25 protein-coding genes and 1 tRNA gene are annotated in these 19,206 nt (G+C 52.6%); 14 read left to right on the forward strand and 12 right to left on the reverse strand.

Translation table 11 applies throughout. From position 1 onward, the window contains the following. The first annotated feature begins 8 nt into the window (after positions 1 to 8). The 3 genes from bufB to KO503_RS07135 are packed head-to-tail and all read left to right on the forward strand — an operon-like array spanning position 9 to position 2,123. A complete protein-coding gene (gene bufB / locus KO503_RS07125; protein WP_215990842.1) occupies positions 9 to 857 on the forward strand; it encodes an MNIO family bufferin maturase in 849 nt (282 codons plus the stop codon). Further along, complete coding sequence (locus KO503_RS07130; protein WP_215990843.1) at positions 854 to 1,594, forward strand: HvfC/BufC N-terminal domain-containing protein; 741 nt, start codon at positions 854 to 856, stop codon at positions 1,592 to 1,594. Before bufB ends, KO503_RS07130 begins: the two co-directional genes overlap by 4 nt. Continuing rightward, a complete protein-coding gene (locus tag KO503_RS07135; RefSeq protein ID WP_215990844.1) occupies positions 1,587 to 2,123 on the forward strand; it encodes a DoxX family protein in 537 nt (178 codons plus the stop codon). The genes KO503_RS07130 and KO503_RS07135 overlap by 8 nt, the downstream gene beginning before the upstream one ends. On the opposite strand, the gene KO503_RS07140 is transcribed toward KO503_RS07135, so the two are convergent. Then, complete coding sequence (locus tag KO503_RS07140) at positions 2,120 to 2,434, reverse strand: ArsC/Spx/MgsR family protein (protein ID WP_215990845.1); 315 nt, start codon at positions 2,432 to 2,434, stop codon at positions 2,120 to 2,122. The two genes, KO503_RS07135 and KO503_RS07140, sit on opposite strands and share 4 nt — an antisense overlap. 270 nt (positions 2,435 to 2,704) lie before the next feature. On the opposite strand from KO503_RS07140, the gene KO503_RS07145 reads away from it, so the two are divergent. Together KO503_RS07145 and KO503_RS07150 are read left to right on the forward strand one after the other, a co-directional pair. Then, positions 2,705 to 2,911, forward strand: coding sequence for a cold-shock protein (locus KO503_RS07145; protein ID WP_215944983.1), 207 nt, complete (start codon positions 2,705 to 2,707; stop codon positions 2,909 to 2,911). A 77-nt stretch (positions 2,912 to 2,988) separates the two neighbouring features. Next, positions 2,989 to 3,627, forward strand: a complete 639-nt coding sequence (locus KO503_RS07150; RefSeq protein ID WP_215990846.1) for a GDSL-type esterase/lipase family protein — start codon at positions 2,989 to 2,991, stop codon at positions 3,625 to 3,627. A 19-nt stretch (positions 3,628 to 3,646) separates the two neighbouring features. Here KO503_RS07150 and KO503_RS07155 read toward each other — a convergent pair whose 3' ends face one another. The 4 genes from KO503_RS07155 to KO503_RS07170 all read right to left on the reverse strand — a co-directional run bounded on the left by KO503_RS07155 (position 3,647) and on the right by KO503_RS07170 (position 5,882). Further along, on the reverse strand, positions 3,647 to 4,045 hold the full coding sequence (locus KO503_RS07155) for a DUF2177 family protein (protein WP_215990847.1): 399 nt from the start codon (positions 4,043 to 4,045) through the stop codon (positions 3,647 to 3,649). 44 nt (positions 4,046 to 4,089) lie between these two features. Continuing rightward, positions 4,090 to 4,395 carry a hypothetical protein gene (locus KO503_RS07160; RefSeq protein WP_215990848.1) on the reverse strand — a complete coding sequence of 102 codons (306 nt, stop codon included), beginning with the start codon at positions 4,393 to 4,395 and terminating at the stop codon, positions 4,090 to 4,092. Between the two features lie 161 nt (positions 4,396 to 4,556). Then, positions 4,557 to 5,036: a dihydrofolate reductase gene (locus KO503_RS07165; RefSeq protein WP_215990849.1), complete on the reverse strand. Its 480-nt coding sequence runs from the start codon at positions 5,034 to 5,036 to the stop codon at positions 4,557 to 4,559. Positions 5,037 to 5,048: 12 nt separating this feature from the next. After that, on the reverse strand, positions 5,049 to 5,882 hold the full coding sequence (locus KO503_RS07170; protein ID WP_215990850.1) for a thymidylate synthase: 834 nt from the start codon (positions 5,880 to 5,882) through the stop codon (positions 5,049 to 5,051). Between the two features lie 136 nt (positions 5,883 to 6,018). Between KO503_RS07170 and KO503_RS07175 the strand changes: the two genes are divergently transcribed. Next, positions 6,019 to 6,441 carry a VOC family protein gene (locus KO503_RS07175; RefSeq protein ID WP_215990851.1) on the forward strand — a complete coding sequence of 141 codons (423 nt, stop codon included), beginning with the start codon at positions 6,019 to 6,021 and terminating at the stop codon, positions 6,439 to 6,441. Between the two features lie 147 nt (positions 6,442 to 6,588). Here the strand turns inward: KO503_RS07175 and KO503_RS07180 are convergent, their stop codons facing one another. Both KO503_RS07180 and KO503_RS07185 read right to left on the reverse strand, forming a co-directional pair. After that, a complete protein-coding gene (locus tag KO503_RS07180) occupies positions 6,589 to 7,083 on the reverse strand; it encodes a MarR family winged helix-turn-helix transcriptional regulator (RefSeq protein WP_215990852.1) in 495 nt (164 codons plus the stop codon). 167 nt (positions 7,084 to 7,250) lie between these two features. Then, positions 7,251 to 7,544 carry a succinate dehydrogenase assembly factor 2 gene (locus tag KO503_RS07185; protein WP_215990853.1) on the reverse strand — a complete coding sequence of 98 codons (294 nt, stop codon included), beginning with the start codon at positions 7,542 to 7,544 and terminating at the stop codon, positions 7,251 to 7,253. 119 nt (positions 7,545 to 7,663) lie between these two features. On the opposite strand from KO503_RS07185, the gene KO503_RS07190 reads away from it, so the two are divergent. Together KO503_RS07190 and KO503_RS07195 are read left to right on the forward strand one after the other, a co-directional pair. Continuing rightward, entirely contained in the window at positions 7,664 to 8,866 is a 1,203-nt protein-coding gene (locus tag KO503_RS07190; RefSeq protein WP_215990854.1) for a pyridoxal phosphate-dependent aminotransferase, read from the forward strand. Positions 8,867 to 8,966: 100 nt separating this feature from the next. Beyond that, positions 8,967 to 9,374 (forward strand): hypothetical protein, encoded by a 408-nt coding sequence (locus KO503_RS07195; protein ID WP_215990855.1) that lies wholly within the window; start codon positions 8,967 to 8,969, stop codon positions 9,372 to 9,374. An 18-nt stretch (positions 9,375 to 9,392) separates the two neighbouring features. Here the strand turns inward: KO503_RS07195 and KO503_RS07200 are convergent, their stop codons facing one another. The 4 genes from KO503_RS07200 to KO503_RS07215 all read right to left on the reverse strand — a co-directional run bounded on the left by KO503_RS07200 (position 9,393) and on the right by KO503_RS07215 (position 12,838). Further along, the gene (locus tag KO503_RS07200) at positions 9,393 to 10,790 is read right to left on the reverse strand and encodes an MATE family efflux transporter (RefSeq protein WP_215990856.1); all 1,398 of its coding nucleotides are present in this window, start codon (positions 10,788 to 10,790) and stop codon (positions 9,393 to 9,395) included. Between the two features lie 136 nt (positions 10,791 to 10,926). Further along, positions 10,927 to 11,445 (reverse strand): lipocalin family protein, encoded by a 519-nt coding sequence (locus KO503_RS07205; RefSeq protein WP_215990857.1) that lies wholly within the window; start codon positions 11,443 to 11,445, stop codon positions 10,927 to 10,929. Continuing rightward, positions 11,433 to 11,798: a hypothetical protein gene (locus KO503_RS07210; RefSeq protein ID WP_215990858.1), complete on the reverse strand. Its 366-nt coding sequence runs from the start codon at positions 11,796 to 11,798 to the stop codon at positions 11,433 to 11,435. Before KO503_RS07210 ends, KO503_RS07205 begins: the two co-directional genes overlap by 13 nt. After that, entirely contained in the window at positions 11,798 to 12,838 is a 1,041-nt protein-coding gene (locus tag KO503_RS07215; protein WP_215990859.1) for an aldo/keto reductase, read from the reverse strand. Before KO503_RS07215 ends, KO503_RS07210 begins: the two co-directional genes overlap by 1 nt. Positions 12,839 to 13,060: 222 nt before the next feature. On the opposite strand from KO503_RS07215, the gene metG reads away from it, so the two are divergent. Then, positions 13,061 to 14,782 (forward strand): methionine--tRNA ligase, encoded by a 1,722-nt coding sequence (gene metG, locus KO503_RS07220; protein ID WP_215990860.1) that lies wholly within the window; start codon positions 13,061 to 13,063, stop codon positions 14,780 to 14,782. Positions 14,783 to 15,018: 236 nt separating this feature from the next. Here the strand turns inward: metG and KO503_RS07225 are convergent. Next, positions 15,019 to 15,093: transfer RNA gene (locus KO503_RS07225), tRNA-Thr, on the reverse strand. A 154-nt stretch (positions 15,094 to 15,247) separates the two neighbouring features. Between KO503_RS07225 and KO503_RS07230 the strand changes: the two genes are divergently transcribed. The 5 genes from KO503_RS07230 to KO503_RS07250 all read left to right on the forward strand — a co-directional run bounded on the left by KO503_RS07230 (position 15,248) and on the right by KO503_RS07250 (position 19,202). Then, positions 15,248 to 15,454 (forward strand): hypothetical protein, encoded by a 207-nt coding sequence (locus KO503_RS07230; protein WP_215990980.1) that lies wholly within the window; start codon positions 15,248 to 15,250, stop codon positions 15,452 to 15,454. Between the two features lie 10 nt (positions 15,455 to 15,464). Next, positions 15,465 to 16,730: a UDP-N-acetylglucosamine 1-carboxyvinyltransferase gene (gene murA / locus KO503_RS07235; RefSeq protein WP_215990861.1), complete on the forward strand. Its 1,266-nt coding sequence runs from the start codon at positions 15,465 to 15,467 to the stop codon at positions 16,728 to 16,730. A gap of 3 nt (positions 16,731 to 16,733) precedes the next feature. After that, positions 16,734 to 17,213, forward strand: a complete 480-nt coding sequence (locus KO503_RS07240) for a DUF2948 family protein (RefSeq protein ID WP_215990862.1) — start codon at positions 16,734 to 16,736, stop codon at positions 17,211 to 17,213. A gap of 203 nt (positions 17,214 to 17,416) precedes the next feature. Continuing rightward, the gene (hisD, locus tag KO503_RS07245; RefSeq protein ID WP_215990863.1) at positions 17,417 to 18,730 is read left to right on the forward strand and encodes a histidinol dehydrogenase; all 1,314 of its coding nucleotides are present in this window, start codon (positions 17,417 to 17,419) and stop codon (positions 18,728 to 18,730) included. Next, positions 18,723 to 19,202 carry a UPF0262 family protein gene (locus KO503_RS07250; protein ID WP_215990864.1) on the forward strand — a complete coding sequence of 160 codons (480 nt, stop codon included), beginning with the start codon at positions 18,723 to 18,725 and terminating at the stop codon, positions 19,200 to 19,202. Before hisD ends, KO503_RS07250 begins: the two co-directional genes overlap by 8 nt. Positions 19,203 to 19,206: the final 4 nt, after the last annotated feature.

Genomic DNA, 19,206 nt, shown 5'->3' on the forward strand with positions numbered 1-19,206 from the left:
GAAACATCATGACGCGTAGCATAAATTCTTTGCCAAAAGGCGTTGGCGTCGGTTACAAACCCCAGCATTTTTCTGATATTTTAAATGACCCCGCCCCAGTGACTTGGCTGGAAATCCATGCCGAAAACTACATGGGGGCTGGTGGACGTCCCTTGGCGCAACTGCGGGCATTGTCTGACAAATTCCCAATTTCTGTGCATGGTGTAGGCCTGTCGATCGGTTCCGAAGGACGCCTTGATCCAGACCATCTTGCACGTCTCAAACACCTAAACACTTGGCTCGAACCTGCCTCGTTCTCTGAACATTTGGCATGGTCGACCCATGACATGGGGTTTTACAACGACCTTTTGCCCCTGCCCTATACCGAGACAACATTGAAAACGGTCGGCGATCACATCGATGAGGTCCAAGACAACTTGGGGCGGCAAATGTTGCTTGAAAACCCATCCAGCTATTTGGCCTTTGCTGAAAGCAGCATGGACGAAATTGCCTTTTTGCGCGAAGTCACCAAACGCACGGGCTGTGGTTTGTTGCTGGATGTGAACAATGTCTTTGTCTCTGCCACCAATTTGCAGATGGATGCGCGCGCTTATATCGACGCCTTTCCACTTGATAAAGTTGGTGAAATTCATTTAGGCGGTCATGATGAGGACGAAGATGATCACGGCGCGCCACTCTTGATAGACAGTCACGGACGCGAAGTGGCTGATCCCGTTTGGGCGCTCTTCGCCCATACAATTAAAAAAGGCGGCGTCAAACCCACTTTGATCGAATGGGACACCGACGTCCCTGACTGGTCGGTTTTGGTGGATGAGGCCAAGCGCGCAGTGGCACATCTTTCGCCGGTGCCAGCATGATGCCCAACGTCAGCCAATCCGCCTTTATCCAAGCCGCGATGAATCCTGATCTTGAAACGCCGCACGGCATCGTCGGCCCCGATGGCTTGCCTGCCCCAAAACGGTTTTCGGTCTATCGCAACAATATCATCGTCAGCCTGAAAGAGGCGATGAATGATGGGTTCCCTGCGGTGGCCTCTTTGGTTGGTGAGGCATTTTTTACTGCCATGAGCGACATTTATATTCGCCAAAATCCGCCAAAATCACCCATTCTGGCCCTGTATGGCGCAAGTTTTCCTGAATTCATTGCAGAATTCGAACCTGCGGCCTCGCTACCTTATCTTAAAGATGTCGCAGGTCTGGAATACGCTTTAAGGCATGCCTATCACTGTGCGGATGCCACGCCTGTCGATCCCCAAGCTTTTGCAAATGCAAACATTTTTTCTGCAACACTGTCCTTTGCGCCGAGTGTCAGTGCCTTGCGTTCTGATTACCCCGTCACTCAGATTCGCACCGCCGCCTTGGGTGGGCCGCAGCCGACGGGGGGAGCAGAGGATATCCTGATCACCCGGCCAGATTTAGACCCGATTGCGACCGCATTCCCAAGCGGAACAGCGACAATCATCGATGCATTGCACGCGAAATTACCCTTTGGCGAGGCCATCGAAGCTGGTCCAGAAGGACTTGATCTGCCCGCCTTTATCGGCACCCTGATTTCAGGCGGCGCCATTACAAAATTGGAGTACGACAATGTTTGAACGCTTTGAAACAGCCCTGAGCCGCCTCAACGCCTTCACTGCTGCCAACTTGCCGCTGTTGGCACGCGTCATATTTGCCGCTGTTTTGGCACGGTATTTTTGGGCCTCGGCCATAACCAAACTTGATGGTGTTTTCACGCCGGCCTTGGGCGCATATGCACAAATTTTTCCACGTCAACTCGAAGCAGCAGGCTATGACACATCCGGATTTGGCGCGTTTCACTGGGTGATCATCATGGCTGGCACCTATGCAGAATTCGTCTTACCTGCCTTGTTGATCATAGGCCTAGCCACGCGCCCTGCAGCTTTTGCCATGGCTGGATTTATCGTTGTACAAAGTCTTACAGATATCATTGGCCACCACGCCGACCCCGCCACAATCGGGATGTGGTTTGACCGCGCCTCTGATGCATTGATCCTAGATCAACGCGCCTATTGGATGCTGGGGCTGCTCACCTTGATCGGGCTTGGCGCTGGACCTCTATCTGTCGATAGCCTGCTCAAGAAACGTCTGTCTAAACCAAGCTAGATCCCACAAGCCACTTGGACATCTTTGCCCCAACCTAAGTACAATTTGCCATCTAAATCGATCACCGGACGCTTCATCAGTGTTGGGTGATCGGTGAGCAGCTCGATGGGATCACGGGCGCGCTCAACGTCATCAAGCCCGCGCCACGTCGTAGATTTCTTATTGACCAATGCCTCACCAAATTCAGCTTGGAACCGCTGCAATTGCACGACTGAGAGCGGCTCGACCCTAACATCATGCAGCGTTGCCTGAAGCGATTTGAGCGCCTTGCGGCACGTGTCACATGTTTTAATGCCGTAAACGATTGCCATCTGTATTCCCCGAACTGACGTCAAAATGAACTCTTTCGCTAAGATTTACGCGAATAGAGACCATAAGGCAGCCCAAAATAACATCTTTTTCGTTTTTTTGGGCGATCGTTACAAACTTGTGGCTTGCGTTTATATAGACTTGAGGCAGAATTATTGTGTGACTGCTACCTTCTGGACGATCCGCTCGCACCCCGAGCAGCTACCCCCCTTGAAGACTTAGCTGCACCGGAGGCCGCACGTTGCGGCAAAACTAGTGAGAGGAAACAACACATGCCAACAGGCACGGTTAAATGGTTTAACACGACAAAAGGCTTTGGTTTCATTGCGCCAGATGGAGGCGGCAGTGACGTCTTTGTCCATATTTCTGCTGTGGAACGCGCAGGTTTGACTGGGCTCGCTGACAATCAAAAGATCGGCTATGAGTTGATCGAAGGCCGCGACGGCCGACAGTCTGCAGGCGAATTGCGCGCGATTTAGTCGCAAAACAACAGCTTGAATTTTGACGGCTCCCATCGCATGAAGGGGGCCGTTTTATTATGCGCCAAGGAGGCCCCATGCCCACCATTTTGTGCTTTGGAGACAGCAACACATACGGTCTCGCGCCGATTGTGGATTTTGACAACCAAGAACCGCGGTATACGCGCCGCTGGCCTGTGGTTATGGCCGAAACGCTGGGCTGGGATCTTGTTGAAGAGGGCCTTCCCGGACGGACGTTTCAGTTTCCCTGTCCGATGATGGGCCCGCATATGGATGGCCGCATCGGCCTGTTCATGGCGCTTGAAAGCCACGGACCGGTTGATGCCATCACCATTATGCTTGGCACGAACGATCAAAAGGCACATTTTGATGCCGCCCCTGAGGATATCGTCGCAGGGGCCTCATTCTTGTTGGATGTGTGTCTGTCCGATGAAATGCAAGCGCGTCATGGTGGTTTTGAACCCATTTTGATAGCGCCCCCTGCCCCAGCCGAACGCGGTCTGTTGGCAGAAGAGTTTACAGGCGCGAATGCAAAAGCCCAACTGGTGACAAACGGATTGCGTGACCTTGCACACGCGCGAGATGTCACCTTTTTTGATGCAGGATCGGTTATCGAGACATCACAGACAGACGGCATTCATTTCAACGAAGATGATCATGCGGCTCTAGGAAACGCCATGGCACGTTTCATTCTCGATGAAACTGCACCTGAGTGAACCGGTCCGCGCGCTGTTTTTATGTCACAGCGCGCGTGATCATCACGCCTATGACGGCGGATGTCCCCGTGAGAACGCCCCCCCAAATCACATCGACAGCGACCATCGTAGGGTCCCATCGCGTGAGGGTCGCATAATTGGTAAACTCGTAAGTGCCATAAGCCATCATGCCAAGCAGTGCTGCTTTGGCAAAGACAGTGAAAATCGATCCATTTTCGAGAGCGGGCCAAGACACAAAAAACAATAGCCCACCGATATAGGCAAAATAGAACACGGCCGCGGGGCCTATTCTAAAGTCTTGCAGCAACCAGTCATCCAAACGCGATTCAAAAATCGGGCGCATAACAGTTTTCAAAAAAACAACATCAATGCCCAAGAACACAATGACCGTTGAAATGTAGAGAATGATGATCTGCATAGCGCCTCCTGTTATAAAGAGTACGCGTCACATCGCCTTTTGGATCACGTCCCGTCGAAGGAATTTGGGCTTTTGCCCATCGGGATTTGTGACGGCGTGTAATATGGCGCGGACCGTCGCACTGTACGGTGCACAGCAGGCGCGTCAGAATATCCCGTCGCAGTTGGTACGCCACAGCAGACAACGCCATTGTAACGGATCGGTTGCGTACCTGACGGACAGAAGTTCTCAACATTTTTTTCATAGCCAAATAACGTGACATTTGGACTATAGGGTTGGGTTTCACCTGCAAATGCGGGGGCCGACACAGAGGCCAATGCAAGGGCAACCAAAGTAGATTTCAACATCATTTCTTTACTCCAACCAAAACCGAATTCAACTTAACCTCTTTCTAGGCTATCCTACGAGATGTGGTGGGTCAATTTTCGTCTGCCACGAAATCCCCCCTATTGGCCCGAATTAGGAAACCTTTACTGACAAATGACTGGATTGTTCGGAAACCGTCAACACTCTATCGTTTGCGAACCAATTCGACCAATTCGCATTTGGGATCTGCTGCCCGATGGATGCAGCGACCGATTTCCACCCATTCGGCGGGGTCAAACTCAGGGAAAAACGTCTCAGCTCCGTCAACGTCCAAATCGACTTCGGTGATCAAAAGCCGATCTGCCATCGGCAGCATCGCGTCATAAATACCAAACCCACCCATGCCGTAAATCCGCGCATAGATGCTTTGTTCGGCAAATGAGATCGCGTCATCAAGCGTTGGGAACACATGTTCATGATCGACACCTTGACTGGAGACCACCAAGTTCAGTCTGTTTTTGAGCGGTTTGAACGGCAAGCTGTCCCATGTGTTGCGGCCCATGATGCAAGCGCCGCCCATGGTTTCACGCTTGAAAAATCCAAGGTCTTCAGGCGCATACCACGGAATTTCATTATCCTTACCGATAGCCCCCTTGCGGTCGCGGGCGACGATCAATGTAATCATGTCAAGTATCCTTTAAACGGCGACGGGCGCTTTGATCATCGGGTCGGGATCGTAATTGAGCACCTCGAAATCCTCATACTTGAAATCAAACAAGGATTTCACATCGGGGTTCAATCGCATTTGAGGCAGGGCTTTGGGCTTACGCGACAGCTGTAGATCGACCTGTTCCAGATGGTTCGAATAAATATGCGCATCGCCGATAGAATGGACAAAATCACCGGGTTCATAGCCTGTGACTTGCGCGAGCATCAGCAGCAACATCGAATAAGACGCGATGTTGAACGGCACGCCAAGGAACATATCGGCAGAGCGTTGGTAGAGTTGTAGATGCAGTTTGCCGCCTAAAATTTTAACCTGCCAAAGCGTATGACAGGGCGGCAAAGCCATGTTCGGCACATCAGCGGGGTTCCATGCGGACACCATCAAGCGGCGGCTGTCAGGCGATGTCTTGATCACATCCAACAGGTTTTGAATTTGATCGACTGAGTTAGCAATAAACAAAGGTTCGCCGTTCAAAGTCTCGTTGGTTTTCTCAAGCGCTGGAAATCGACGCCATTGATGGCCGTAAACCGGACCAAGATCGCCGCGCTCATCCGCCCATTCATCCCAGATTGAAACGCCGTTGTCTTTGAGGTATTTGATGTTCGTATCGCCAGCCAAGAACCATAAAAGTTCATGCATAATGGACCGCAGATGCAATTTCTTGGTGGTCACCAAGGGGAATCCATCAGCCATGGAATAGCGGGCCTGCAATCCGAAGTATGAGATCGTGCCTGTGCCTGTGCGATCGGTCGTCCGCTCGCCTTTTTCCAAAATGGTTCTTAATTGATCGTGATACTGCTGCACCTGTTGCCCCCTATTTGGCGTTGCCCGACAGTTGTAGGGACAATCGCGCGATGTGCAAAGGGGCTGTTCGATGTTTCCACTTAGATTCTGTTTGCCGCTGCGCTAAGGTCTGGCAAAGACACAAAGGAAGTCAGTTATGAAATATCTACACACGATGGTACGCGTGAAGGATTTGGAAAAATCCATGGCGTTTTTCGAACTTTTGGGCCTCAAAGAGATCAAACGCTCCGACCACGAAGCTGGACGATTCTCGCTTATATTCATGGCGGCTGAAGGCGACGAAGGTTGCCCCGTTGAGTTGACCCACAACTGGGATGGCGATGATGCCTTGCCCGCTGACGGGCGGAACTTTGGCCACTTGGCCTATGAGGTCAAAAACATCTATGAGCTTTGCCAAACACTTATGGACAATGGCGTGACGATCAGTCGCCCGCCACGTGATGGGCACATGGCATTTGTGCGCTCGCCCGACAATATTTCGATCGAATTGCTGCAAGAAGGTGAAGCCCTTGCCCCAGCAGAGCCTTGGGCCTCGATGCAAAACACCGGCCACTGGTAGGCATTTAAGGATGGCATCTGACGTTACAGACGCCTAAATTTCACAAAAAAATGGCGCTCTCGCTCTTATCGGCGGGGCGCTTACATATGAATGAGACGATTTAAGAGATGTGCGACGGAATGGACATTCTGTCCAAAATCACATCGTTTAGTAGATATAACGGATTTGATCGGTCCAATACCGTTCAACACGGCGTAGGGATATATTGATCTCATCGATGTCCGCTGGCGTCAAAACGGCTCTTTTTTCAAGACCTTGAGCATGGCGCTCGAAAAGATCTGTGACAGTATCGGACACATGACGGCCCTTTTCTGTCAGCTTTACGCGTACAGAGCGGCGATCAATTTCGCAGCGCTGGTGGTGCATATAGCCCATATCGACCAGTTTTTTCAGGTTATAACTGACATTCGATCCCTGATAGTATCCGCGGGATTTCAGTTCGCCTGCCGTCACTTCATTTTCGCCCACATTGAACAAAAGAAGTGCCTGTACGGCATTTATTTCGAGAACGCCCACACGTTCGAATTCATCCTTGATCACGTCAAGTAAAAGTCGGTGCAATCGTTCCACCAAAGAGAGGGCTTCTAGATATTGCCCCATAAAAGTTTCGTTCGATTTTGAAATCGTTGAATGCATACTCATTCGTCACTCCGCCTTAGGCTTGTAGGCGTTCAATTTGACTGCAATTTCCCAAAATTCGGTTAAACGTCGTCGCTTTTTTTAAACAAAAACGAGTTTACCGTAATATGGTTAATCAAAATCAATGTTCGTGAACAAATTCATACACTTATTTATCGTATTGGGCGGCGTCACCCACCATGTGCAACGCCTGTTTTATCAGCGAAAGCCAAGAGTAAGTCCAGCGTCGGCTTCAGTTCAGCAGGGACGGCGTGTTGACCGGTGGCCCAAGCCAGTAAATCTTGATCATGCTCTGACATCAGCATTTCAAAATCATCGAGTTCCTGCGGCGTCATCAACGCCAAATGTGCATCAGCATAGCCACCGATCAAAAGATCCATTTCTTTGATGCCACGACGCCAAGCACGAATTTTCAGGCGTTTCAGGCGGTGTTCGTGAGTCTCAGTGGGCGCTGGTGCTGACATGTCGGTCTCCATTTTGCACAGTTTTTGCACTTTGCCCCCCAGATGTGCAAGGGACGTCTTGGCGCGGCGGGATTGCAGGTCTATCAATGCTGCGAAATTCAATCCGAAAAGGTACTGCTATGTCATTTCTCTCCGAAACACTCGCCCGCGTCAAACCTTCCCCGACCATAGCGGTCACGACAAAGGCGCAGGAGTTGAAAGCGGCCGGATTGGACGTGATCGGATTGGGCGCAGGCGAGCCAGACTTTGACACACCTGAGAACATCAAAGCCGCCGCTGTGCGTGCGATTGAAACAGGCAAAACCAAATATACAGCCGTCGATGGTATTATTGAGTTGAAACAAGCGATCTGTGCGAAACTCAAGCGAGACAATGGGTTAGACTATGAACCCAAGCAAGTGTCTGTCTCTTCTGGTGGCAAACAGGTGCTGTACAACGCGTTGATGGCGACCTGTAACCCTGGCGACGAAGTGATCATCCCAGCGCCCTATTGGGTGTCCTATCCCGATATGGTTTTGCTGGCAGGCGGCACGCCGGTGGCCGTTGAAGGCACATTGGCGAACAACTTTAAGATCACGGCAGACCAGTTGGAAGCGGCCATTACGCCAAAAACAAAATGGCTGATTTTCAATTCACCCTCGAATCCCACAGGTGCGGGCTACAGCCACGACGAGCTGAAAGTGCTGACAGATGTCTTGCTGCGCCATCCCCATGTTTGGGTGATGACAGATGACATGTATGAGCACCTCGCCTTTGACGGATTCGAATTTTGTACACCTGCGCAGGTTGAACCCCAGCTTTACGACCGCACGCTCACCGTCAATGGCGTGTCCAAAGCCTATGCGATGACAGGCTGGCGGATCGGCTATGCAGCGGGGCCCGTGGAATTGATCAATGCGATGCGCAAGGTGCAATCCCAATCCACATCGAACCCCTGCTCTATTTCACAATATGCCGCCGTCGAGGCCTTGAACGGCCCGCAAGATTACTTGGCTGTGAATAATGAAACCTTCGTGCGCCGCCGAAATTTGGTCGTGTCGATGCTCAACGATATCGATGGCATCACCTGCCCGACACCTGAGGGCGCGTTTTATGTCTATCCTGACATCGCGGGCTGCATCGGCAAGACATCGAAAGCCGGCACCGTGATCACCAATGACGAAGTCTTCGCGACAGCGCTGCTAGAAGAAACCGGCGTTGCTGTGGTCTTTGGCGCGGCCTTTGGGCTTAGCCCCAATTTTCGCGTGTCCTACGCGACCTCGGATGAGGCGCTTTTGGAAGCCTGCACGCGCATTCAAACCTTCTGCGCCACCTTAAGCTAGGCTTTCTATGGCCGTGCCGCTTTGGGGCTGTTAGCATGTCCCAAAGCGAAACATTCGCAAAACACACTGGGTGACCCCCAAGTAACGATTGAGATTTGGCATGAGTGCAGAACTGCCCAACTACTATTTTCGAGTGCGCGAGAATGGCGCTTTTGTCTACCGTGTGGACACAGAAAATCGTCAGCGCCGCATAGAGATGGATCAAATCGCTGTTGTGAACATCAAAAACGGCGATGTGAAACCCCATGGAGGACGTGATCTATCTGAGCAAGATATGTTGGCGATCGACAATTGGATGGCTGATCGCGTGGCCTTACTGGCACAGCGTGACATCGATGATATTCACCGTGCCGTTGATTACCTAAACCTGACAACGCATTGGGCACAATCGCGTGCCACGCCGGATCAGCTTGAAAACGTCACCGATGCGCTGTTGTTGGCGATGCATGATCTGCGCACTGTTTTGGTGCGCAAAAAAGCGGATCGCATCCTTAAAACAGACGACTGATCACCCTTAGGATACCACCTAAGAGGACGAAGATATCCGAGATTTATAGCGCCAAAACCGTATCCCCATCAGCACCCAAGCGACACTGAGACCCACCAAAAGACCGACCCAAACGCCGCTCGCGCCCCAATTGATCACAAATCCGAACAGATAGGCCACGGGCAAACCGATGGCCCAATAGGAAAACGTCGCTTGCCACATTGGCACAGCAGTGTCTTGCAGGCCGCGCAACAATGACAAGGCGATAACTTGCCCGCCGTCTGAAAATTGAAACAGCGCGGAGAACACCAAAAGAACCACTCCAATGCGCAGCACTTCTGCGCGCGCGGGCTCATCCGGCGCAATAAACAACCCGACTAAAGCTTCCCCAAAGGTCAGATAGACAAGACAGGTCACAGTTGCCATGACGAAGGACATGCACGTCACGACCAATGCACCACGGCGCAAATCAGCTTCATCGCCGCGACCAAAAGCATTGCCTGCACGAATGGTTGCAGCCTGCGCCAATCCGAGCTGCATCATAAAGGCGATGGCTGACAATTGCAGCGCAATCCCGTGCGCCGCCAAGGTCGCCGTTCCAATCCAGCCCATCATAATGGCTGCGACATTGAACAAGCTCACTTCGGCCAAAGATGTCAGACCAATTGGCAACCCCATTTTAAAGACAGTGCTGAAGATGTCCCAATCAGGTTTGAACAAATTGCGAAACAATTCATTTTCAGGCGTGGCAATCTGGGCATAAATGACCAAGCCGATCATCATCAATGTGCTGACAATGAAAGACGCCAATCCCGCGCCCAACATGCCCATTTCAGGAAAACCAAAGTTGCCAAAAATAAACAGGTAATTCAGGCCAAAATTCACCACAACAGCCGCCATGACAGCCATTAAAACAACCCGCGTCCGTTCAAGCGCTGAGAAATAGGACCGAAACACTTGCACGATCAACGCCGGAGCCATTTCAAACCCTGTGATCATCAAATAGGGCTGTGCCAAGGCTGCGATATGCGGCTCTTGGCCCAGCGCGATCAATGCCGCTTCTGAGAACAAAAAGATCGGATAGACCAGCACTGCGAAAATCACCGACAACCACATCGCCATACGCGTGGCACGGCGCACCAAAGTGGTATTTTGCGACCCCAAAGCCTTGGCCACGATTGGCATGACGGCAAAAGCAAAACCGCAAAGCAAAATAAACGTCACAAACCAATATCCCGACGCCAACACAAGGGCCGCCAATTCATCCAGCCCGTACCAGCCCATCATGATGACGTCTGTCATATGCACCGCAAATTGCGCCAACTGACTGCCAGCAAGCGGCAAGCCAAGCGTCAATACAGAACGCACATGCGTGCCGTAACTGCGTTGTGGAAACGTGCTTTGATCTAGAGCGGGTTGGTTGTGTATCTGTGTCATACCCAGCCTATACGTTTAAAAACTTGGACCGCCGAGTCAAAAATGATCCCAGCGGCCCGACAAATTCAAATAGATTTCATCACATTTTGTGACGGCTGCGGTTTTTTAGAGGCCCTTCAATGTGTATTCTCTTGATTTAACGCCGCCGCGCAGGGCGCAAGCGCGTCACGTCAAAACCGTTCCATGTCAAAATATCCCGCGCCGCTTTGCGTTTGTCAGACGGAATATCAAGGCTGCGACTGAGCACATGTGCCTTGCCAGTCGGCGTTGCAATCACGGCCACATCATAGGTCTGATCGACCCAGAGCACCCATAATGCGTCGTCTGCGAATTCAAAGCGCCCCGGCCCCACACGTTTGGCCACGCCGCGCCGCAAATCACCATCGGCACAAGGCCCCTCGGTAAGAATCATATCGCCGCTTGATTGCTGACTGAACGTCACAGCCCCCAGCACGCAAGAGGCGCCCTCGGGTACATAAGCCTCAACCTCATACCAGCGCCCAGAAAATTTGGCGGAATCAAAATTTGCAATCGACGACATCGCAACCGATTGGTCGCGCGTGCCCTGCGTTTGACTTGGCGTACCTTGCAAACAGCCTGACATCGCAAAAGCAAGCGTCGCCGTACACGCAGCGCGCATGATCAATCCACGCATAACGTCACCTCGCGGCCTGAGCTGTCCAAAATAGAGTTGCAACCAAACAAGGGAGTTACAGGCGCGCAAGACTTGCTGCGCGACAAGCACTGACTTTCGCAATCTGTTGACTTACGGCATGATTTTCCCGCGTCTTGCGGCCTTTCGAAACACACTTTCAAGCCTGCAAGCCCGCCCACCGCATATTGCCCACCTCTGGCCAAGCAGTTTTGCTCGGCTTGGGCCGCGGCAGCCGGATTGTAGCCTGCCAAACCGTAATCTTGTGTTTGCGAGGTGTCGTCTGATGGCACACATGCGGCGAGCGCCACAATGGCGGACAACGCCACCATTTTAAGACGGGCAAACACGCCCATCAAAACGGCAACGCATGGGCGCGATACGCCGCGGTGATGTCGTCCAACACATCGTCAGACAGTTCAAGCGTCGCGCCGTCTATCGATTTTTTCAACTGCTCAACAGAGGTGCCGCCGATGATGGGCATCACTTTGAAAGGCCGCGTCAATGTCCAAGCAATCGCCATCGCCGTTGGATCAAGACCATGCTTGGCCGCCACATCGACATAGGCCTGCGTCGCGGCCCATGTTTGCGCAGAGACACGCCCGCCAAGATTGCCATTAATCGCCAAACGCGTGCCCTCAGCCACGGTGGTCCCGCCATTGTACTTGCCGGTCAAAAGACCGCAACCCAAACACGAATAGGCCAGCAGCGTGACGGTCTCATGCACAGCCAACTCGCCAAGATCGTTGTCATACATACGGCACAGCAAAGAATATTCGTTTTGAATGGTTTCCATACGTGGTCCGCCGGTTTCTTCGGCCACACGCAGCCAATTGGCCATGCCCCATGCAGATTCGTTCGACGCGCCAAAAGCGCGCACTTTGCCCGCCTTTTGCAGTTCTGACATTTTCTCGGTCACGGCACGCAAGTTGTCCAAGATCTGTTCTTTGGGCGGCTGCTGTGATGGATCAAAGGTCCAGTGCTGGCGGAAATGATAAGAGCCGCGATTGGGCCAGTGCAATTGGTACAGATCAACGTAATCCGTCTGCAACCGCTTGAGCGAGGCCTCCAAATGGCTTTCAAGCGATGTGGGTGTGATCTCTTCAGGTCCGAAAAAACCAGGGCCTGTGATCTTGGTCGCCAGCACCCAGTCTTTGCGCTTGCCAGAACGCGCAAAATAATCGCCGATTATGCTTTCAGTCCCTCCTGCAGTCTCAACCTTCAGCGGGTTCACCGGATACATTTCTGCGGTATCCATGAAATTTATGCCCGCATCCAAGGCGTGATCGATCTGCGCGTGCCCCTCAGCCAATGTGTTTTGCGTGCCCCATGTCATAGACCCCAAACAGATTTCAGAGACGTTGATATCGGTCTTGCCAAGTGTGCTGTAGCGCATGGATGCGTCCTTAAGTTCAGTCAAAAATGTCTGCGCCATCCTATTGGTAAGTTGCCAGAACTCAAGGCACCATTGGCCGATCACCTGTAAAGAAATCGTGGGGCATAACTCCTCAGTGAATATGGTCAATTCAGGCTGTGAAACACAAGCCTCTGGCCCTTTTGTCCAAGGACCGTTAGGACAGGGAAATCAATTCACATGACGCACCGCACGGGACTTATCATGGCACGCACGCTCATCACATCCGCCTTGCCCTATATCAATGGCATCAAACACCTTGGAAATCTTGTGGGCTCGCAATTGCCTGCCGATCTATACGCACGCTATTGCCGTGCGCGTGGGGATGAGGTCTTGTTTTTGTGCGCGACAGATGAGCATGGCACGCCGGCTGAAATCGCCGCCCAAAAAGCGGGAAAACCCGTGGCAGAGTATTGCGCCGAACTGCATGAGGTTCAGGCCGAGATTGCCGCAGGGTTTCGTTTGTCCTTTGATCATTTCGGGCGCTCTTCCTCAGATCAAAACCGCAAACTGACACAGCATTTTGCCAAGTGCCTGTTCGACGAGGGCCTTGTAGAGGAAGTGTCCGAGACCCAAGTCTATTCCGAAACAGATGGCCGTTTTTTGCCAGACCGCTATATCGAAGGCACCTGCCCGAACTGTGGCTACGATTCCGCGCGTGGCGATCAATGTGACGACTGCACCAAACAGCTTGATCCAACAGATTTGATCAATCCACGCTCAACCATTTCCGGTGCCACGGATTTGGAAGAACGCGAGACCAAGCACTTGTACCTGCGCCAGTCAAAAATGCGCAAGGCGCTCAACACTTGGATTGACGCGAAAAAAGACTGGCCGGTCCTGACCACCTCCATTGCCAAAAAATGGCTCAATGACGGGGACGGTTTACAAGACCGCGGCATCACCCGTGATCTCAAATGGGGCGTGCCTGTGCAAAAAGGCGATGCACCATGGGAGGGCATGGAAGGCAAAGTGTTCTACGTTTGGTTCGATGCGCCAATTGAATACATCGCATGTGCAAATGAATGGACCGATGCGAACGGCTTGACGGATGCCGATTGGGAACGTTGGTGGCGCACCGACAAAGGGGCCGATGATGTGCGCTATGTACAATTCATGGGCAAAGACAATGTGCCCTTTCACACCCTATCTTTTCCTGTGACCATGCTTGGGTCCAACGAGCCATGGAAGATGGTCGATTACATCAAATCGTTCAACTACCTGAACTACGATGGAGGGCAATTCTCGACCTCTCGTGGACGTGGGGTGTTCATGGACCAAGCCTTGTCTTTGCTGCCTGCGGATTACTGGCGCTGGTGGCTCTTGTCCCATGCTCCTGAAAGCTCGGATTCTGAATTCACGTGGGAAAATTTCCAGCAATCCGTGAACAAAGACCTGTCAGATGTGCTGGGCAACTTTGTGTCGCGCATCACCAAATTCTGTCGTTCTAAATACTCTGAAGCGGTCCCTGAGGGCGGGACGTATGGCCCAATCGAGGCTGCACTTATCGCAGATTTGACAGAAAAATTAAAGACGTATGAGACCCACCTGTCAGATATGGAAGTGCGCAAATCCGCCAATGCTCTGCGCGCAATCTGGGTTGCTGGCAATGAATACCTGCAAAACACAGCCCCTTGGGCGACGTTCAAAACCGATCCTGATCAAGCCGCAGCGCAGGTGCGTTTGGGTCTGAACCTGATCGGGCTTTATGCGCGCCTGTCGGCTCCTTTCATCCCTGATACAGCCGACAAAATCAAAACGGCATTGAACATGTCCGATCTTGATTGGCCCACAGACATAGCAGCCACATTAAGCGAATTCAAAGAAGGCCATGCGTTTACCGTGCCAGAAAACCTGTTTGTCAAAATTGACGACGATCAGCGTGTAGAATGGCAAGAAAAATTCGCAGGCAAACGCGAAGACTAATCCGCGCAAAGCGTTCGATTAAGTCAAGTTAAGTCCCTCGCCTTGGCGAGGGATTTTGCGTTCACGCGTCTGGATTGAGCGCCATAATGCAAATCACATCCGCCTATCCGCGCATTATCCCTTAAGCCAGACAGCCCTAAACAAATGGCACTAAGGAGATATGGGAATACGAAGGGGGATACGCACACAACACAGCGATCTAAGCTTTTGTTGTGTTGTAGAATTAATGTGTAAAATGGTGCTGCTAGGGAGAATTGAACTCCCGACCTCGTCATTACCAATGACGCGCTCTACCACTGAGCTACAGCAGCACTGTGGGGCGCTAATTAGCTTTGAACGGGGGGCTGTGCAAGAACCTTTTCGTTAAAATCGACTTTGCCGCGCGTTTTTATCTGGCGGCATCACCAACAGCACAGAGCTGACAAAGCTCAGAAGGCCACAGCTTGAGCAGAATTCCCCTATAAAATGCGTTCTGCGGCACTGGACGCGATTGCAGACATTGGCTACACGTCAAGCATGGAAAATAAATCTGTCCCCCAAAAGCCCGCCAAAAAACCTGTATCGGCTCGTGATGCGCGCCTCAAAGCAGCGCTCAAGGCCAATTTAGGACGGCGCAAGCAATTGAGCCGCGCCAAAGCGGCCTCGGATAAGACAGAGACACAGAGCGAGTGAGGCACGAGTAATGGATTCTATTTTGGTAAGAGGCGGCGGGCCGTTGAGTGGCGACATCGAGATCGCAGGCGCAAAGAACGCTTGTTTGACTTTGATGCCCGCGACGCTGTTGTCGGACGAGCCTTTGACGCTCACCAACGCGCCGCGCCTGTCAGACATCAAAACGATGACAGCCTTACTGGAATCGCTGGGGGCCGAAATCAGCTCGATGCAAGAGGGCAAAGTGCAAACTATGTCCTGTCACGGCGATTTAAACCCGATCGCAGATTACGAAATCGTACGCAAAATGCGGGCGTCCAATTTGGTGCTTGGGCCGCTTTTGGCGCGCCTTGGTCATGCGGTTGTATCCCTGCCCGGTGGCTGCGCGATTGGTGCCCGCCCGATGGATTTGCACGTTGATGCGCTGACAGCCCTTGGCGCAGAGATTGAGTTGCGTGATGGGTATCTGCACGCCAAAACCCAAGGCGGCCTCAAAGGTGCGGTGCATAAGATGCGCTTTGCCTCAGTTGGTGCGACCGAGAACTTTGTGATGGCGGCAACGCTGGCCAAAGGGACGTCTGTGTTGGAAAACGCAGCTCGTGAGCCTGAGATCGTTGATCTTGTGTCCTGTTTGAAAAAGATGGGCGCGCAGATTGAAGGCGAAGGCACCTCGCGCATAGAAATTCAAGGCGTTGATCGTTTGCACGGCGCCACGCATCCCGTGGTTACGGATCGTATCGAGCTTGGTACTTTCATGCTGGCTCCTGCGATTTGTGGCGGCGAGGTCACCTGTTTGGGCGGCAAGATGTCTTTGGTCGAAAGCTTTGCTGAAAAACTGGACGCGGCTGGTATTTCCGTTGTGGAAAATGCCCGTGGCCTGACTGTGTCGCGCAAAGGCGACCGTGTTCAAGCCGTCGATGTTGTGACAGAACCATTCCCCGGTTTTCCGACCGATTTGCAGGCGCAAATGATGGCGCTTTTGTGCACGGCTGAGGGCAGCTCGCACTTGGAAGAGACTATTTTCGAGAACCGCTTTATGCACGCACCAGAATTGACGCGCATGGGGGCGAATATCGAAGTCCACGGCGGCAAGGCCATCGTACACGGCGTCGAGCGTCTCAAGGGCGCACAGGTCATGGCCACCGATTTGCGTGCTTCTGTATCGCTGATCCTTGCGGGACTGGCGGCTGAGGGCGAAACTCTGGTCAGCCGTGTCTATCACTTGGATCGCGGGTATGAATTTGTTGAGAAAAAACTCTCAGGCATTGGCGCACAAATAGAACGGGTTCAATCGTAAATCATGACAGAAGATGCGCGTTTCGAAGATGGCGGCGATCAACCTTTGCGCCTCAAAGCCCTCGACACCGAGGACTTAAAAATCCTATCTGCACTCTGCCAAGACGCTGTCGTGCCGATGGGGGAAATTTCCTATGACGCAGGGCAGCGCCGGTTCGCGATGTTGCTCAACCGGTTCCGCTGGGAAGACGCAGATCGTGCGGCCAAACGATCCCGACCAGTGGAACGTGTGCAGTCGGTGCTGTTGTTTGACGACGTTATGTCCGCGAAATCATCAGGCGTTTCATCTGCCGACAAAGACACCATTATTTCGGTGTTGGCCGTGACGTTTACAGCAGGCGAAGACGGTGCGGGCGCGGTTCAGATCACTTTGGCTGGGGATGGCGACATTTTGCTTAACGTCGAGGCGCTGGACGTGACGCTGAAAGACGTGACACGCCCCTATATTGCCCCATCCAAGAAACAGCCGGATCACCCCGCGTAATCGCTCCAAGTCATCACGGTCTGTCGCTTCAAGACTGCGCAGAACACTATTTCGCAACAGCACATATCGCATCGGCTCATAAATGTGCCCCTTGCCCAAGATGTATAAGTTTTGGATGATATAACACCACCAAGTGCTGCGAAAGACAGCCCGCGCTTGAGCCTCACGCCTTGCCAAGCTATGTGAAGATCAAGGAGAACGTGATGCCACATTTTTTGAACACCCAAGACGCCGATTTTGAAGCCCGCTTTGTAGAGCTGCTCGCGATGAAACGCGAAGACAGCCCGGATGTGGATCATATCGTGGCTGGCATCATTGCAGATGTGCGCGCACGCGGTGACGAAGCGGTGCTTGAACTCACGGCCAAATTCGACCGGATGCCCCTGACGGCTGAGGGCCTGCGCTTCACTGACGACGAAATTGACGCCTATTGCGCTCAGGTGTCGCCAAAAGATCGCGCAGCCCTTGAGCTGGCCGCAACGCGCATCCGTGACTATCACATTCGCCAAATGCCTGACGACAAAATGTGGACGGATATGGACGGGGCCACGCTGGGCTGGCGCTGGACGCCTGTCTCAGCGGCGGGACTTTACGTGCCTGGTGGCGTTGCGACTTACCCAAGTTCCGTTTTGATGAACGCCGTGCCCGCCAAGGTTGCGGGCGTCAAACGGCTGGCCATCACAGTGCCCACACCTGATGGCGTGGTCAATCCGCTTGTTTTGATGGCTGCACGGATTGCTGGCGTTGACGAAATCTACCGCATCGGCGGCGCGCAAGCGATTGCCGCGCTGGCTTATGGGACTGACACCATTCCGCCTGTCGATAAAATCACCGGACCAGGCAATGCCTTTGTTGCAGCCGCCAAGCGACGTGTCTTTGGCAAGGTTGGCATCGATATGATCGCTGGCCCTTCTGAGATTTTGGTAATCGCAGATGCAGATAACGACCCAGATTGGATCGCGGTTGATTTGCTATCGCAAGCCGAACATGACGAGAGCGCGCAATCTGTTTTGATCACCACTGATGCAGGCTTTGGCGCGGCTGTGGCCGCTGCGGTAAACAAACGTCTTGAAACACTCGAACGTCGTGTGATCGCGGGGAAATCTTGGGCCGATTTTGGTGCCATTATAGTGGTGAAAGATCTGGATGAAGCTGTCACCTTATCAGACCGCTTTGCGCCTGAGCACTTGGAACTGTGTGTTGCGGATCCTGATGAGTTGTCTTTGGGCATCAGCCACGCGGGTGCTATTTTCTTGGGCGCCTACACGCCTGAGGCCATCGGCGATTATGTTGGCGGCCCCAACCACGTTTTGCCAACAGCACGCTCGGCGCGATTCTCGTCAGGCCTGTCTGTTTTGGACTTCCTCAAACGAACAACATTGGCCAAGATGTCTCCATCTGCGCTGAAAGCCATTGGTCCGGCCGCCGAACGTTTGGCCAAATCTGAAAGCCTAGAGGCGCATGGTCTGTCGATACGCGCACGGCTGGACCGATTGAATGGTGAGGGTGATGAGTAAACTTGTAGCAATAGACATTGATGACCGTGGGCTTACAGCGCCCACGCCCGAAATAGAACAAGAGCGCAAGGTCGCGATTTTCGACCTATTGGAAGACAACAGCTTTACCCTGCCCCAGCGGAATGACCGCGATGTGCCCAAAGGGCCATTTAAGCTGTTGCTTTGCATCAAAGAGCGCAGGCTTGTGTTCGATTTGTCCAATGAGACAGATGTCACCCAAGCGGAATTTCATTTGTCACTCGGGCCGTTTCGCCAAGTCGTCAAAGATTATTTCCAGATTTGCGAAAGCTACTTTGACGCTGTGAAACACATGGCTCCCGGGCAGATAGAGGCCATCGACATGGCACGGCGCGGCATTCACAATGAAGGCGCGCGCGTGCTGCAAGAACGTCTTGAAGGCAAAGCCGATGTTGATCTGGACACAGCGCGGCGATTGTTTACACTGATCTGTGTATTGCATTGGGGAGCGTAAGGTT

The sequence above is a fragment of the Pacificibacter marinus genome (assembly GCF_018860505.1).
In the GTDB taxonomy this organism is placed as follows: domain Bacteria; phylum Pseudomonadota; class Alphaproteobacteria; order Rhodobacterales; family Rhodobacteraceae; genus Celeribacter; species Celeribacter marinus_B.

Excerpts from the sequence above, each read along its gene's own strand:
- KO503_RS07150 (WP_215990846.1), top strand. The coding sequence starts at position 2,989 with ATGCCCACCATTTTGTGCTTTGGAGACAGCAACACATACGGTCTCGCG.
- metG (WP_215990860.1), top strand. The coding sequence starts at position 13,061 with ATGGCACGCACGCTCATCACATCCGCCTTGCCCTATATCAATGGCATC.
- KO503_RS07205 (WP_215990857.1), bottom strand. The coding sequence starts at position 11,445 with ATGCGTGGATTGATCATGCGCGCTGCGTGTACGGCGACGCTTGCTTTT.
- KO503_RS07215 (WP_215990859.1), bottom strand. The coding sequence starts at position 12,838 with ATGCGCTACAGCACACTTGGCAAGACCGATATCAACGTCTCTGAAATC.
- KO503_RS07145 (WP_215944983.1), top strand. The coding sequence starts at position 2,705 with ATGCCAACAGGCACGGTTAAATGGTTTAACACGACAAAAGGCTTTGGT.
- KO503_RS07250 (WP_215990864.1), top strand. The coding sequence starts at position 18,723 with ATGAGTAAACTTGTAGCAATAGACATTGATGACCGTGGGCTTACAGCG.
- KO503_RS07135 (WP_215990844.1), top strand. The coding sequence starts at position 1,587 with ATGTTTGAACGCTTTGAAACAGCCCTGAGCCGCCTCAACGCCTTCACT.
- KO503_RS07155 (WP_215990847.1), bottom strand. The coding sequence starts at position 4,045 with ATGCAGATCATCATTCTCTACATTTCAACGGTCATTGTGTTCTTGGGC.
- KO503_RS07185 (WP_215990853.1), bottom strand. The coding sequence starts at position 7,544 with ATGTCAGCACCAGCGCCCACTGAGACTCACGAACACCGCCTGAAACGC.
- KO503_RS07140 (WP_215990845.1), bottom strand. The coding sequence starts at position 2,434 with ATGGCAATCGTTTACGGCATTAAAACATGTGACACGTGCCGCAAGGCG.
- KO503_RS07200 (WP_215990856.1), bottom strand. The coding sequence starts at position 10,790 with ATGACACAGATACACAACCAACCCGCTCTAGATCAAAGCACGTTTCCA.
- KO503_RS07165 (WP_215990849.1), bottom strand. The coding sequence starts at position 5,036 with ATGATTACATTGATCGTCGCCCGCGACCGCAAGGGGGCTATCGGTAAG.
- KO503_RS07175 (WP_215990851.1), top strand. The coding sequence starts at position 6,019 with ATGAAATATCTACACACGATGGTACGCGTGAAGGATTTGGAAAAATCC.
- murA (WP_215990861.1), top strand. The coding sequence starts at position 15,465 with ATGGATTCTATTTTGGTAAGAGGCGGCGGGCCGTTGAGTGGCGACATC.
- KO503_RS07180 (WP_215990852.1), bottom strand. The coding sequence starts at position 7,083 with ATGAGTATGCATTCAACGATTTCAAAATCGAACGAAACTTTTATGGGG.
- KO503_RS07230 (WP_215990980.1), top strand. The coding sequence starts at position 15,248 with ATGCGTTCTGCGGCACTGGACGCGATTGCAGACATTGGCTACACGTCA.
- hisD (WP_215990863.1), top strand. The coding sequence starts at position 17,417 with ATGCCACATTTTTTGAACACCCAAGACGCCGATTTTGAAGCCCGCTTT.
- KO503_RS07160 (WP_215990848.1), bottom strand. The coding sequence starts at position 4,395 with ATGATGTTGAAATCTACTTTGGTTGCCCTTGCATTGGCCTCTGTGTCG.
- KO503_RS07190 (WP_215990854.1), top strand. The coding sequence starts at position 7,664 with ATGTCATTTCTCTCCGAAACACTCGCCCGCGTCAAACCTTCCCCGACC.
- bufB (WP_215990842.1), top strand. The coding sequence starts at position 9 with ATGACGCGTAGCATAAATTCTTTGCCAAAAGGCGTTGGCGTCGGTTAC.
- KO503_RS07210 (WP_215990858.1), bottom strand. The coding sequence starts at position 11,798 with ATGGGCGTGTTTGCCCGTCTTAAAATGGTGGCGTTGTCCGCCATTGTG.
- KO503_RS07130 (WP_215990843.1), top strand. The coding sequence starts at position 854 with ATGATGCCCAACGTCAGCCAATCCGCCTTTATCCAAGCCGCGATGAAT.
- KO503_RS07240 (WP_215990862.1), top strand. The coding sequence starts at position 16,734 with ATGACAGAAGATGCGCGTTTCGAAGATGGCGGCGATCAACCTTTGCGC.
- KO503_RS07195 (WP_215990855.1), top strand. The coding sequence starts at position 8,967 with ATGAGTGCAGAACTGCCCAACTACTATTTTCGAGTGCGCGAGAATGGC.